The organism is Candidatus Clavichlamydia salmonicola (assembly GCF_015356765.1).
Lineage (GTDB): Bacteria > Chlamydiota > Chlamydiia > Chlamydiales > Chlamydiaceae > Clavichlamydia > Clavichlamydia salmonicola.
Map to the genome: position 1 here is coordinate 96,301 of NZ_WTCQ01000001.1, position 13,550 is coordinate 109,850.

At 31.7% G+C, this 13,550-nt stretch carries 14 protein-coding genes; 7 read left to right on the forward strand and 7 right to left on the reverse strand.

Annotated elements, in window-relative coordinates; all coding sequences use genetic code 11:
* Window positions 1-18: 18 nt before the first annotated feature.
* Both rpsN and rpmJ read right to left on the reverse strand, forming a co-directional pair.
* Window positions 19-324, reverse strand: coding sequence for a 30S ribosomal protein S14 (gene rpsN / locus CLAVI_RS00440; RefSeq protein WP_194843618.1), 306 nt, complete (start codon window positions 322-324; stop codon window positions 19-21).
* Between the two features lie 21 nt (window positions 325-345).
* Window positions 346-483: a 50S ribosomal protein L36 gene (rpmJ, locus tag CLAVI_RS00445; protein WP_194843619.1), complete on the reverse strand. Its 138-nt coding sequence runs from the start codon at window positions 481-483 to the stop codon at window positions 346-348.
* Window positions 484-699: 216 nt separating this feature from the next.
* Between rpmJ and rpmH the strand changes: the two genes are divergently transcribed.
* The 3 genes from rpmH to cysS all read left to right on the forward strand — a co-directional run bounded on the left by rpmH (window position 700) and on the right by cysS (window position 2,770).
* A complete protein-coding gene (rpmH, locus tag CLAVI_RS00450) occupies window positions 700-837 on the forward strand; it encodes a 50S ribosomal protein L34 (RefSeq protein WP_194843620.1) in 138 nt (45 codons plus the stop codon).
* A gap of 11 nt (window positions 838-848) precedes the next feature.
* Window positions 849-1,253: a ribonuclease P protein component gene (gene rnpA / locus CLAVI_RS00455; RefSeq protein WP_194843621.1), complete on the forward strand. Its 405-nt coding sequence runs from the start codon at window positions 849-851 to the stop codon at window positions 1,251-1,253.
* Between the two features lie 71 nt (window positions 1,254-1,324).
* Window positions 1,325-2,770, forward strand: a complete 1,446-nt coding sequence (gene cysS / locus CLAVI_RS00460; RefSeq protein ID WP_194843622.1) for a cysteine--tRNA ligase — start codon at window positions 1,325-1,327, stop codon at window positions 2,768-2,770.
* Window positions 2,771-2,799: 29 nt separating this feature from the next.
* Here cysS and lysS read toward each other — a convergent pair whose 3' ends face one another.
* Both lysS and CLAVI_RS00470 read right to left on the reverse strand, forming a co-directional pair.
* Window positions 2,800-4,374 carry a lysine--tRNA ligase gene (gene lysS / locus CLAVI_RS00465; protein WP_194843623.1) on the reverse strand — a complete coding sequence of 525 codons (1,575 nt, stop codon included), beginning with the start codon at window positions 4,372-4,374 and terminating at the stop codon, window positions 2,800-2,802.
* Window positions 4,375-4,485: 111 nt separating this feature from the next.
* Window positions 4,486-4,956 (reverse strand): thioredoxin family protein, encoded by a 471-nt coding sequence (locus CLAVI_RS00470; RefSeq protein ID WP_194843624.1) that lies wholly within the window; start codon window positions 4,954-4,956, stop codon window positions 4,486-4,488.
* Window positions 4,957-5,145: 189 nt separating this feature from the next.
* Between CLAVI_RS00470 and CLAVI_RS00475 the strand changes: the two genes are divergently transcribed.
* Window positions 5,146-5,892, forward strand: coding sequence for a hypothetical protein (locus tag CLAVI_RS00475; protein WP_194843625.1), 747 nt, complete (start codon window positions 5,146-5,148; stop codon window positions 5,890-5,892).
* Complete coding sequence (gene priA, locus CLAVI_RS00480; RefSeq protein ID WP_194843626.1) at window positions 5,844-8,102, forward strand: replication restart helicase PriA; 2,259 nt, start codon at window positions 5,844-5,846, stop codon at window positions 8,100-8,102. Before CLAVI_RS00475 ends, priA begins: the two co-directional genes overlap by 49 nt.
* A gap of 16 nt (window positions 8,103-8,118) precedes the next feature.
* Here priA and CLAVI_RS00485 read toward each other — a convergent pair whose 3' ends face one another.
* Window positions 8,119-9,759 carry an AMP-binding protein gene (locus CLAVI_RS00485; protein ID WP_194843627.1) on the reverse strand — a complete coding sequence of 547 codons (1,641 nt, stop codon included), beginning with the start codon at window positions 9,757-9,759 and terminating at the stop codon, window positions 8,119-8,121.
* An 85-nt stretch (window positions 9,760-9,844) separates the two neighbouring features.
* Window positions 9,845-10,555: a lysophospholipid acyltransferase family protein gene (locus tag CLAVI_RS00490; protein ID WP_194843628.1), complete on the reverse strand. Its 711-nt coding sequence runs from the start codon at window positions 10,553-10,555 to the stop codon at window positions 9,845-9,847.
* A gap of 87 nt (window positions 10,556-10,642) precedes the next feature.
* Between CLAVI_RS00490 and CLAVI_RS00495 the strand changes: the two genes are divergently transcribed.
* Window positions 10,643-11,617 (forward strand): inositol monophosphatase family protein, encoded by a 975-nt coding sequence (locus tag CLAVI_RS00495; protein WP_194843629.1) that lies wholly within the window; start codon window positions 10,643-10,645, stop codon window positions 11,615-11,617.
* Window positions 11,618-11,738: 121 nt separating this feature from the next.
* Here CLAVI_RS00495 and CLAVI_RS00500 read toward each other — a convergent pair whose 3' ends face one another.
* Window positions 11,739-12,791 (reverse strand): Glu/Leu/Phe/Val family dehydrogenase, encoded by a 1,053-nt coding sequence (locus CLAVI_RS00500; RefSeq protein ID WP_194843630.1) that lies wholly within the window; start codon window positions 12,789-12,791, stop codon window positions 11,739-11,741.
* Between the two features lie 301 nt (window positions 12,792-13,092).
* On the opposite strand from CLAVI_RS00500, the gene CLAVI_RS00505 reads away from it, so the two are divergent.
* Entirely contained in the window at window positions 13,093-13,491 is a 399-nt protein-coding gene (locus CLAVI_RS00505; protein ID WP_194843631.1) for a hypothetical protein, read from the forward strand.
* Window positions 13,492-13,550 lie beyond the last annotated feature (59 nt).

Genomic DNA, 13,550 nt, shown 5'->3' on the forward strand with positions numbered 1-13,550 from the left:
AAGGTTATATTTTTTTAATTACCAGCTAGCCTTAGTAACACCTGGAATTTCTCCCATATTAGCCATTAGACGAAAACAAATTCTGGAAAGACAAAACTTTCTTAAAAAACCTCTTGATCTTCCTGTAAGCTGACAACGATTTTTTAATCTCGATGGAGATGTATCTCTCTTCATCTTATTCAAAGCTACTCTCGCTGCTTCCCGTTCTTCTTCACTAATACGAAGGTTTCTCGCCCTCTCTCTTAGTTCTGAGCGACGTTGTGCACCAAGAGCTACAAGACGTTCTCTTTTTTGCTGTTTTATTATGGACGATTTTTTAGCCATGAACAAACTCTTTGTTAAAAATTATTTTTTGCGAGCAGGGCCTTTTTGACGCTGTTTTCTATTTGGATCTTTTTTGTTAATAACATAAAGACGACCTTGTCTTCGCACCAATTTATCGCCTTTAGACGGATCGGCTCTCACCGAAGCACTGACCTTCATGATCTATTTACCCCTTAAATAAAAAAAACAAAAATGGAACAACAACTAAATCGCTCTCAGATCAAACAGGCTACCTTCTATTTTGTTTTTTTTCAAGAATCCTGTGCGTAAAATATGCATTTAAATTCTCTTTTTGTAATTTTATAATAAAAAGCTGTTGTTCTTTTTTATTTTCCCTGTTAAATTGCTCTATTCCAAATGTGGAGTTTAAGGATTGTGAAACGCACCTATCAGCCTAGTAAAAGGAAACGTCGCTCTTCTGTAGGATTCAGAAAACGTATGCAGACAAAAAATGGGAGAAAACTCCTTAATCGTCGTCGCAGACACCAGCGTCATTCTTTAATTAATTTATAACTGCTTTGATTGTGACTTCATGTAGTAAATCTTTTAGTTTTCCTAAAAGTGCTCGATTACTAAGTAGCCACCGTTTTAGACAAGTATCAAAATATGGTATTCGCCGAACTGGATCTGTTTTACATATGTCAATTCTTACAGGTAAAATTAGACAAAATAAATTAGGCATTACTGTCTCTAAAAAGTTTGGCAAAGCAACTAAAAGGAATTATTTTAAACGAGTTGTTCGGGAAGCTTTTCGTTCAATGTATAAAGATATCTTTCCTTTTTGTTTTATTAATGTGGCTCCTCGTTTACCAAAAGGCGAAAAACTTTCTTTAGAAAAAGCTAAAGCAGATATTCAATATGCTATTAAAAGCACGCATCGAGATACCCATCAAAAAAAAAATTCTACTCTTCCTGAAAAATCAGCTTGATTTTTTTTTGAAACAAAAATTAAATCTAATTATATCTTTATTTATAACATTAATTTTATTCAAGGACGACTATGCTTAAAGATAATCGCACTTCATTAAAGATTTCTTTTAAACTTTATAATACAAAAACTCGCAAAAAAGAAATCTTCGAAGCTTCTAATAAAGTTTTAATGTATACTTGTGGACCAACTGTTTATAATTTTGCCCATATTGGTAATTTTCGTACTTATGTTTTTGAAGATATCCTGAGACGAGTGTTAGAATTCTTAGGATACCAGACTTTTCATGTGATGAACATCACTGATATAGAAGATAAAATTATGAAAGCAGCAGTAGAAAAAGGTTGCTCTGTTCAAGAATTTACTCAGCCATACACAGATGCCTTTATGGAAGATATTAAAACGTTGGGATTATTGCCAGCACACGAATATCCATATGCTACTAAATATATCCCCCAAATGATTGAAGCTATAGAAAAACTTATACGAACAGGTTTTGCTTATAAAACAGCATCTGGATCTGTCTATTTTTCTATTAATAAAAGCCCATCATATGGCTGTTTAGCGCATATAAATACAGAAACTACTACTAATGAAAGCAATGGCAATCTCGATGATGAATATGATAAAGATGATGTTGCTGATTTCGCTTTATGGAAGGCATATAATCCTTCTAGAGATGGCAATATTTTTTGGGAAAGTTCCTTTGGCCCTGGCAGACCTGGATGGCATATAGAATGCTCTGTGATGGCTATGAGTATACTAGGACCAACTATTGATATACATGCTGGTGGCGTAGATAATATTTTTCCTCATCATGAAAATGAAATTGCTCAATCAGAAGCTCTTTCTGGCCAATGTTTTTCTCGCTTTTGGGTACATTCTGAACACTTATTAGTAGATAAGAAAAAAATGTCTAAAAGTGCTGGTAATTTTTATACCTTAAGAGATCTTCTTCAAAAAGATTTTACAGGCATGGAAGTCCGCTACATGCTTTTACAAGGTCATTATCGTTCTCAGTTAAACTTTTCAGAACAAGGTATGATCGCATCTCGAAATTCTTTAAAACGTTTAAATGAATTTGTTTTTGCACTAGAAACTTCTTTAAATGAAAAAACTGCAGACCAAAATTATAATGGTTGGTCTAAAAATTTATCTGATGCTTTAGATTCATTCACTCTTTCTCTCGCCAATGATCTTAATGTATCTGAAGCATTAGCTATATTATTTGGAATAGTACAACTCACCCGGCCATTAATTAACTCTCAAAGTTTATCTGCTTTTGATATTCAAAATACTTTAGATCTACTAAAAACCTTCAATTTAGTCTTAAATATTTTAACATTCAATCATGTAAATGAAATTTCTAATGAACTAATGACTATTTTAGATGCTAGAAATACAGCAAGAAAAGAAAAAGATTGGTCTAAAGCAGACGAAATGCGATTAATATTACTTGAAAAAGGTTTTATTATAGAAGATACTCCTAATGGTTCTTTTTTAAAAAAACTTAATTAAAAATGATAAATATTTAAATAAAAGCACTCTTATTCTGAGTGCTTTTTTAGTAAAGGAAAATAAAGGACATCTTTAATAGAAGCAACATTTGCAAAAAGTGCAACAAGCCTATCAAGACCTATGCCAACTCCACCTGCTGGAGGCATTCCCTGACAAATAGCTTCTAAAAATTCTTCATCTAATGGATGCACTTCCTTATTAGGAACCTCTTCTTTAAGCTTAATCTGCTCTTCTAAGAAATTTCTTTGTACCATAGGATCATTTAATTCTGTATACGCATTACAAAGCTCTTGCCCAACAACAAAGCTTTCAAAACGTTCTACTAACCCCTCTTGTAATTGAGCTGAAGAACGATGCAATTTGCATAAAGGCGTAGTTTCTTTTGGATGATCAATAATATGATGAGGCTGAATAAGTAATGCTTCAACTAATTCATCAAAAAGAAAAAAGATTAACATTCCTCTAGAAGCATTTTCAAAATTGACAACTTCAAGATCAGTTTTTTCTCTTAACATTTTTCGTAATTCTTCATTACTTTTAGTATCTACATCAATGTTCATATACTCTAACAAAGCTTCTTTCATACTTAATCGCTTCCATGGAGCAGAAAAATCAAGAATGACATTAGGAGCTTGTGGACAATGATCATATGGTAGTTGAGCTGTGCCAAATAAACTAATTGCTATAAATTCAATAAGTTCTTCAACTAAGACCATCATATCATTATAGTCCCAATAAGCTGCATAAGCTTCAATCATTGTAAATTCAGGATTATGAGTACGATCTATGCCTTCATTACGAAAAACTTTACCTATTTCAAAAATACGTAGTGCTCCACCTACTAATATTTTTTTTAGAGAAATTTCTAAAGAAATTCTCATAAACATATCTTGTTCTAAAGCATTAACATGAGTAATAAAAGGTTCTGCCTCAGCTCCACCATATGAATTTTGTAAAATAGGTGTCTCAACTTCCATAAATTGCTTTTGATCTAAAAAATCTCGAATTAATTTAAAAATTCGACTACGAAGAAAAAAAGTTTTTTGAACATCTGAATTAGAAATAAGATCTAACCATCTTTTACGATAACGAACACCTTTATCAACAATTCCAGTATGCTTATCTGGTAAAGATAAAAGTGCCTTACATAAAATGCTCCATTTTTGTACCAAAAGAGTAAGTTCTCCAGTCCCAGTCCTAAACAAGACCCCTGACACTCCTAAAACATCTCCTAGATCTACCTTTTTCTCTAAAAATTTTAAAGAAGTAATATTTGATTCAGGAGTAAGGCCCTCTGCGATAGAGATCTCCCGATTAAACATCAATTGAATCTGTCCTGTTGCATCTGTTAACCGAGCAAATGCATTTTTTCCCATAGAACGAAAAAGAACAAGGCGCCCTCCAACACTAAAAAAGGGCCCTTCTCCATTAAATGCAGCATGACTATTAGCTAATGATGTATCTTTGTCATGGAGATCACAAATAGCTTGAATAGACAAAGGTGAGTCGAATTTATGTGGATATGGATTAATACCAATTGATTGAATTTCTTCAATTTTTTTTGCTCTAAGCTGAAAATCTTCTTGAAAACTATAATCTGACATAATATCCACTCAAAAATCTCAAAGATGAAATGTATAATAACGATTTATCGAGTAACAAACAATACAAACACAAATAGTAGTAGACTACCATTGTTAAATTAATTTCCTTTACTAATCTAATTTCTGTTGAAAATGTGCTAAATATGCTGCACTTCCACCTGGTAAATAACCTTCTTGAGCAACAATATTACCAGCACCATCTAAAAATATCATCGTTGGGTAGCCACGGATACCATATAATGTTTTTAACCCATGATTAATAAGAGCTTGTGAAGGACTAATAGTCTCTGCTTTTGCTGGAAAATCTACCTTTACCATTAACAATTTTTGAGCAGCATAATCTATAAATGAAGGATCTGCAAATAATTCTTTTTCAAGTTTTTTACACCATACACACCAGTCTGATCCTGTAAAAAATAAAACTACATATTTTTTGGTAACATGAGAAGCTGCTGCTTCCTTCATAGCATCTGCATAAGAATGCCATGCCAATTCTGCCTTTCCATCAAAAATACTACTTTTTTCTATAGCATATTCTTCTTGCGCATACACTTGTTGCTGAAAAGATGTTAATATGCACATGTAGCCCAAACAGAGCATACTGCTTATAATCTTCTTTTTCACCATCGACTCCTATCCTTTTATCAAGAATAAATACAAAAATCTTTGCACCCATCTACCTTCTCCTTGCTTATAGTTGATCTTCATTTTTTCTTCAAAATCAATTAAACTTCAGAATTATTTTGGTTCTTTTAACAAAAAAATTTCTCTATGAAAAATAATGATTCTATAGCCTCTCCAATAAAAGCCCTTGTTCAAGAAATAAAAAATTATCTGATTGAGGATCTGTATTTTTGGCAAGAACCCTCTTTACCTAATCTTTCAAAAAAAGTAATGAAACGCCCTATTATTTTAGATAAACGACCTCATGAAACAAAATATCAAGAAATTTCTAAAGCTGAGAATCCACTTCCCTCTCATGAACTTATTCCTCAAGAACCCACTAGCGAAAAAGTTACTCCTTTGCCTATACCTCAAGCGCACTTCAATAAAAACCCTGCTTCCAATGCCTCTACTCATTGGCAGCTTTACCCCATGATGTGTGAAAATATTACCTTTATAGATTATCCAATCTTTTCCAAAATTTTATCCCCTTCATGCTCTCATGTTTTTTTTGAATTTCATATTTTATTACTTTCACCATCCCCTTTAGATCAATTATTTTTTGAAAATGTATCTCGAGGAATTACTCGCCTTATCTCTCCTACTAAAGTACTTATCTATACTGACTTTGCAAGTGCAAAGAAAAAATTACCTCGAGAAACAGTCGTTCTTTGCCCATTAAATGAACTTCATGCTACTTTTCCTGAAGCATCTCTTCATGAGCAACTTTCTCATGAAGAAATAAATTTTCTGACTATAGAAAGAGCTCAGATGTATATTAAAAACCCTTCATTAAAACGTTCGTTATGGAACATTCTAAAACTGATTCATTCATCTGCTTTGCAGAAGTCATAGTCGATACCTTTATTAACAAGGTTCTCGATTATGGAATTCCAGAAGAACTGATACCTTTAGTACAAAAAGGAGCCTGTGTTGAAGTCACTGTAAATGGACGAAAACGTGCTGGATTAGTTATAGCTATTAAAAACGAATCCCCAGTCCATAATGTTATTGCTATTAAGCGTATCCTTGGAAATGGCTTACGCCTTTCTCAAGATTTAATTTCATTAATTTTATGGATGAGCGATCATTATTCATGTCCTTTAGGACAAATTCTCCGACACGTCCTACCAAGTGGCCTACGATTAGACGTATCTTCTAAGAAAAGTGCCCAAATCTTTCCACGTCTTACCAAAGATAATCTTTTACATCATGCAGAAGCACTTTCTAAAACATTTCCTAAACAAGCAAAAGTACTCTCAATATTAATAGATTCTAATGATGGCATCTTTTTAAAAGATCTTTTAAAAAAAGAAGGCACATCTAAAAGTACTATTAATACATTGATTAAAAAAAATCTTATTTTTCTTGAAAAACAAAATTATGAACATCCTATTTTTTTAAATGCGCGCTTTTTTAAAACTACATCTAAAAAATTAACTAATGAACAAGCTGCGGCTCATAAAAAAATTATTGCCTCCCTTCATTCTAACACCTTTATGACTCATTTACTTTTTGGAGTAACTGGTAGTGGTAAAACAGAAATATATCTTCAAGCTGTTCAAGAAGCTCTTCTTTTAGGTAAAAGTGCTATCATCCTTGTTCCTGAAATTTCCTTAACTTTTCAAATTGTTAGAGAATTCAAAGCACGATTTGATAATAAGATAGCACTTCTACATCATCGATTAAGCGCTGGAGAACGACGTCAAACATGGGAAGACGCTTCATCAGGAAAGATAAAAATTATTATTGGGGCTCGATCTGCGTTATTTTGTCCAGCACAAAATCTGGGCCTTATCATTGTTGATGAAGAACATGACTCCGCTTATAAACAACATGAAGAAGCCCCTTGCTACCATGCAAGAAACTTAGCTGTCATGAGAGGAAAAATCTGTAACGCTACTGTAATTTTAGGAAGTGCTACACCGAGTATTGAAAGTTACACTAATGCTTTAGAAAAAAAATATCAATTATCCTCATTAGCTACAAAAACATCTGGGCATGCTATTGAAAATCTTACTATCATTGATATGACCAAAGAAAGAGAACAATCTGGTAATAAATATGCCTTATTCTCTAGACAACTTCTTGATGGCATTCAAAAACGGCTTCAAAAAGGAGAACAGTCTTTATTACTACTTAATAGAAGAGGTTACCATACGAACCTCTCATGTACAGACTGTCTTTATGTGTTTAAATGCCCTCATTGTGATGTTACAATGACATTTCATCGTGGAGAAAAGATTTTAGCCTGTCATCTATGTGATTATAAACAACATCCTCCCCCTGAAATTTGCCCACAATGCCATAAAACAACCGCTTTAGTTTACCAGGGAACTGGAACAGAAAAAGTAGAGGCTTTGTTACATGCTATTTTTCCAGCAATCCGCACTTTAAGAATAGATACTGATACAACACGACTCAAAGGCAGTTATGAAGAATTATTTTCTAAATTTTCTACTGGTAAAGCTGATGTTTTAATTGGCACTCAGATGATTGCTAAAGGGCTTCATTTTCCATCTGTTACTCTTGTAGGAATTTTAAATGGAGATGCTGGATTACATATTCCTGATTTTAGATCTAGTGAACATGTCTTTCAATTAATTACACAAGTTTCTGGAAGAGCTGGCAGAGGAATTATCAAAGGTGAAGTTATTATTCAAACTCACTTACCTGATCATCCTGTTATCAAGCTTGCTGCTATGCAAAATTATGAAAAATTTTACGAAGAGGAGGTAGCTATAAGAAAAAGCTTTGGGTACCCTCCTTTTTCCCGCCTATTAAAAATTATTTTTATTGGAAAAAATATCCTAGAAACCCAACAAGAAGGCTTTCGCTTTAGACAATCATTAATTGAAGCTGCAAGCTGCACAAAAATGATTATTCATCCACTAGTTCCTTCTGGTCATTATAAAATCAAAGATGCCTTTCGATTTCAATTATTAATTAGAACAAAGAATCTTACAGAGTTAAATAAAATTTTAAAAATAGCACATAAAAAAACATCCCTCTCATCAAAAGTTAAAATGATTATTGATGTAGAACCTATTATTACTTTTTTTTAATAATGATTTTTTTTCTTTAACCTTCTGTAGAAAAAACAAGAGCTCCATAATTGATTTTACCAATTCCTAGTAATGGGATTTCAGAAATAATTTCTAATTTACTCAACCGAACTAGTTCTCCTACTCCTTGCTCTTTAAGCGCATGATTAACTTCTTTTAATGAAATATCTATTGTAGAAAATAAACATAGACGAGTTTTTTTACCTTCTATAGATAAATCTTTTACCACAAAATAAGTCTTACAACTATCTACAGTCCATTTTCTTTCTAATGCTACTTCATGAAGAATAGCTTCTACAGAACATAAACTAATCATTTCTCCTCCAATTTTAGTGAAGCGTTTTATGCGCCCAGCTAAAATTAAAGAACCTGTTTTACTATCTATTTGCCCTAAATCACCTGTTGAGTACCATTTTTCTTTATTTATTTCTATAAATGGATTCACTACATTCGTTGAAGAAAAAATATAGCCTTTAAAAACACTTGGGCCTTTTACTAAAATTAAACCTTGTTCATCTTCTTTACATGGCAACAATGTTTCATGATTTACAATAAGCAATGATACACCTGGTAAAGGAACACCTGCCCCTATTTGTTGTTTATTAGGAGATACTACAGTTATAACTGGAGAACATTCTGTTGCTCCATACCCTTGTAATACAGCAAGTTTTGGCAAAATATCAGCACATCTATCATAAATATCTGCTGTTACTGCCTCCCCTCCTAAAAATACTTTTTCTACAGAAGATAAAGATAAAGCTTGTTCTCCACCTTGCAAAAAATTTCTAAAAAAAGTTGGAGTAAGAGCCATTAAACTTACTTTATTTTCTTTAATAATCTCACAAAGACTTCTAATATCTAATGGATTGGGATAAAAAAACACTCTTAGACCAGTAAGTATTGGAAACATCCCTGTTAAAGAAAAACCAAAAGCATGAAAGGGAGGTAATACAGATAATAAAATATCTTTAGCAGTCGTATTTAAAACAGAAAAACATCCCCTTAAATTGCTTAAAATATTTCCATGGGTTAGTGGGACACATTTTGGCATACTTTCACTACCACTGGTAAATAAAATAATAGCCTGCGAAGATTCTCTTAAGTCGCTACAACCAAAAAGCTCCATAATACTAGTTGGTGTTTTAAACGCTCTCCACCATGCTTTCATTTTTTGAAAACAAGAAAATCGTTTCTTAATACTTTCCATATCTATAATATGAAAATTACATAAGCTTCTTTTAAAACCTTCTCTTCGTTTTAAAAACCTTTCTGAAGAAAATACAATTTGTGTATCTGTTAATTGAGTCAAAAAATTAATATCTCTATGACCCATCGTCCAATTAACCTGAACAGGAATCTTCCCCGCTAGCATAATCGCTAAAGATAATAATTGCGCAGCTACAGAAGAAGGCAACATAATACCAATATGCGTATCTGGTATTGAACGAACAAAATCAGCTAAGAGTAAAACACCTATCTTAGCTTTACGAAATGACACTTTTCCTGAAGATTCATCCTCTCCAAGTAAAAAATGCTTCATCCGATCACAAGCCAAGAAAAAACTTTCTACTAATGAATGCCCTTCTGGAAAAAATGCATCCGGCCTTAAAGATTCTTTCTCATTTGTGAATGAATCATTCATATGTGTTTGTTTCATAAAAATCATCTTGTTAAAAGATTTTGAATGTATAGATCGTAATAAATATTTAAAAAATCTAAACAATTAAAAATGAGTATTGATTTTAAAAGAATTCATTATATGTTTCCTCTAAAAATGTATTTATTTCTTTTTTGTCTTTTTTTTCTCTTATTTCTTTAGTTATATCTTTACAGAAGATCTCTATCTTGCGTCTAGGCATAAAAAATATGCCTCTTTTTAACATTTTTAAAAAATTATTCATTAATTGCTTTCCCAACGAAGGAGTTTTTCCTGTTTGGTACTTAGAAAAAGAACTTCCCCATAAACCTACAACACAAAGTATTAGAATAGGATTATTAGGATTTTTTTTTAATAAAATAGAAGCTCCTGATGCTGTTCCTAATTTCTCAATTCCAGTAGAAGTTAAGCGCCCTGCTGGCCAAAAAATAATATTATCGCCTTGCTGAAGTCCTTGATGAATCTCATCAAAAGTAGCGTTAATATTTAAAGATTTATTTAAAGATGGATTCGAAGAATATTGTGGAACAGAGATAGCTCTTACTTTTTTTAAAAAAAAATTAATATATTTTATACGAAATAAATAATCAGATGCTGCTGGTCGTGGCTCACATATTGGCCATAAAGCTATCTCAAAAAGCATAGGATCTAGCAAAGATACATGATTAGCAAAGAATAAAATCCCTTCTGGATTTTCTTTTTTTTTTGTCAAAATTTCACTAACGCCATGTAAACGAACAGAATAACGTAACTTCAGCAAAAAAGAGAGCGTAATATAAAGAAACTTATACTTCATTGATTGTTTTTTTTTGATTTTCTTTTAATTTTACTAGGCCAAGTGATTTTATTGACAAGGTTTTTATCATTGCTCTATGATTCTTGCATGCATTCTTTCCTCAAATACGAAGAAGAAATTAGCTGTAGACTCGTTTCTATGGCAACTTTACTCCTTAGCCAAGAACAATCTCTTTTCTCTCTTTCTGACACATTTATCAAAAATGATGGATCTCTGGTTACTGTATTTGATTTTGCTATCCAAGCAGCTTTTTGTGAAAAAATTTTATCTATTTTTCCGGAAGATGAATTTTTAGGCGAAGAAAGTGGAGCAATACTCAAAACTCATCCTCAATTAATCGATAAAGTTTTGTTTTTCGCAAATAAAATAAATCCTTCAGTTTCTTCTGATAATCTTTTTGAATTATTAAGCTCTCATTATCATAAAAAAGCATCCCGAGTATGGATTTCAGATCCTATAGATGGAACAAGTGGATTTGCTGCAGGACGAGAATCAGCTGTTACTTTAAGCCTTATAGAAAATGATGAACCTATTTTAGGAATATTAGGTTGTCCAAAATATATTTATCAAAATATTGAACAATCTGTCGTACTATTAGCTAAAAAAAATGAAGGTTCGTTTGCTTTTACACACTATCCTGATAAAAAAGAGCAACTTCATATCAATAAAATATCAGCTAATAAACCTTTGGTTTACACTGAAGCTCGCTTTTCTTCTACGTATCACAATCATTTTCTAAGCTTTACATCTATGCTATATGCTAGTAAAAATCAACCTGTCAATTCTTGGAGAAAGGATAGTCAAACAAAATATGGTTATGTAGCTACTGGAAATGCTGATGTATTATTTCGTCTTCCATTTTATAAAAGTGAAGAACAAGTTTGGGATCATGTAGCTGGTCTTCTTTTAATTAAAGAAGCTGGAGGAGTATTTTCTGATATGTTTGGAAGTCCTATTTCTTTCAGTAATAAATACACTCTAAAAGGAACTCATGGAATTATTGCAGGAGAAGCAAGTCTTTGCAAAACATTAACCTCTTACATGCAACAACATTTTCTTTAGGCCATTCATCAATATAATATTTTTTATTAAACCTATCATTTAATAAATACAAAAAAGCCCCCTTCCTCCAAAAAGATAGAAGCTTTTTTATTCACATACTCATTGCTAAGTGAAGATATTTTTATTCAATACCTAATATTTTACTAACTTTTTTATTAGCTGCTTCTAATGGCAAGATATCATGTTCTAATGAATCGTTTAAAAGATCTTTAATAGATTCAAATAAATTATTTACCCTTTTTTGAGAAAAAACAGGATCATAACCATTTGGTAAAAGCTCTATAGCTACATTAATTAATCCACCTGCATTAGATAAATAATCAGGGATATATAAAATATTTTTATCTTTTAATAATTGTGCACATTGATCATTTTCTAATTGATTATTAGCCGCACCTACTACAGCTTTACATAATAAATTAGGAATATTTTTAATATTAATACTACTCCCTAGTGCACAAGGAGCAAGAATATCACATTCTTTTTCAAAAAGCTCTTCTGGGGATACAACAGATGCTCCATATGTATGCTGAGCAAAATCTACTACTTCCCTTCTTAAATCTGCTACAATGAGATCAACACCTTCCCAAAATAAGAATGCAGCTAAATGCATTCCAACATGCCCTAAACCTTGTATAGCAATTTTTTTACCATTTAAAGATGGGCTTCCCCATAAAGTTGTTGCTGCTGCACGAATACTTTGAAAAACCCCTCGTGCAGTAAATATAGATGGATCTCCACTTTTTCCTGGAAGCCCAGCTACATATGAAGTATATTTTTTTATAATATTAACTTCTCTTAACCCAATGCCAACATCTTCAGCACAAATATATCTTCCTTCAAATTGATTCACTGCTTCTGCAAAAGCCTGTAATAAAGATTCTTCTATTACTTGAGTTCCTGGTTTAAGAATAATCACACTTTTTCCACCACCAGTATGTGTACCTGCTAAAGCAGCCTTGTAAGTCATACCTTTTGACAATCTTAAAACATCTTTTAAAGCATCATCAAAAGATTCAAAAGGAAAAGCTCGGGTTCCTCCTAACGCTACCCCTAAAGTAGTATTATGCACTGCAATAATTGCATCAAGACCTGCTGAAGTGCATTGAAAACGAACAACTCTCTCATAGCCTGGAACACTTAACTCCGTCGCAAAAAGATCAGAAAAAACCACAGAAATAGCTCTCTTTTAAGGATTATAAAAATTTATTATTCCTAGAACAAGATTTTTAGTCAAATTAGCTTAATATAAGCATTTGAATAACAATGACAATATTAAATAATAAAGTAATTATCTCCCCCATATTGAATAATTCTTAGAAATTATATCTTTCAAAAACATATTTTATGTTTTTACCATTAATTAAAATATGTAACTGTTTTTATTAACATTGTTATTTTTTAATATTAATTTTATTGATTTTTAATCATATTTATGTATAAACTTTATCAAAAAATTATATGAGCATTTTATTATGAAAATTCCTCCCTGCATACAAAATTCTATAAATAAAGAAAGTATCTTTGGAGTATCAACGCAAAAACTTTTCCGTATTGCTTGTATCTCTTCTTTAGTATTATCTATTTTATTACTAATTGCAGCATTTCTTGTTGTTTGTGGAAACACTATAAATACATTATGTACAGCAGAGTTAGCTTTTTATAGCTTAACAATTATTGCTGGATTTGTCTTATCTATATTCAGTGGTGTACATTTGGCTAAAAACTTAAAAAAATCTGGTTGCAAATGTTCTAATTTCAAGGCATTAAGAAATAATTTTCCAAAAATGCAAAATTTTCCTCTCTTTAAATTAGAAAATTTACAAAATTCAGAAAATACTGACTCTTCTTTACCTGTAGAAGATAATAATTAATATTATTTGAAATAGTATACAAACAATGAATGATTATAAAGATCATTTATTGTTTTTTT

Excerpts from the sequence above, each read along its gene's own strand:
- CLAVI_RS00505 (WP_194843631.1), top strand. The coding sequence starts at position 13,093 with ATGAAAATTCCTCCCTGCATACAAAATTCTATAAATAAAGAAAGTATC.
- CLAVI_RS00490 (WP_194843628.1), bottom strand. The coding sequence starts at position 10,555 with ATGAAGTATAAGTTTCTTTATATTACGCTCTCTTTTTTGCTGAAGTTA.
- cysS (WP_194843622.1), top strand. The coding sequence starts at position 1,325 with ATGCTTAAAGATAATCGCACTTCATTAAAGATTTCTTTTAAACTTTAT.
- priA (WP_194843626.1), top strand. The coding sequence starts at position 5,844 with ATGGAACATTCTAAAACTGATTCATTCATCTGCTTTGCAGAAGTCATA.
- lysS (WP_194843623.1), bottom strand. The coding sequence starts at position 4,374 with ATGTCAGATTATAGTTTTCAAGAAGATTTTCAGCTTAGAGCAAAAAAA.
- rpmJ (WP_194843619.1), bottom strand. The coding sequence starts at position 483 with ATGAAGGTCAGTGCTTCGGTGAGAGCCGATCCGTCTAAAGGCGATAAA.
- rpsN (WP_194843618.1), bottom strand. The coding sequence starts at position 324 with ATGGCTAAAAAATCGTCCATAATAAAACAGCAAAAAAGAGAACGTCTT.
- CLAVI_RS00475 (WP_194843625.1), top strand. The coding sequence starts at position 5,146 with ATGAAAAATAATGATTCTATAGCCTCTCCAATAAAAGCCCTTGTTCAA.
- CLAVI_RS00470 (WP_194843624.1), bottom strand. The coding sequence starts at position 4,956 with ATGTGCATATTAACATCTTTTCAGCAACAAGTGTATGCGCAAGAAGAA.
- CLAVI_RS00495 (WP_194843629.1), top strand. The coding sequence starts at position 10,643 with ATGCATTCTTTCCTCAAATACGAAGAAGAAATTAGCTGTAGACTCGTT.
- CLAVI_RS00485 (WP_194843627.1), bottom strand. The coding sequence starts at position 9,759 with ATGAAACAAACACATATGAATGATTCATTCACAAATGAGAAAGAATCT.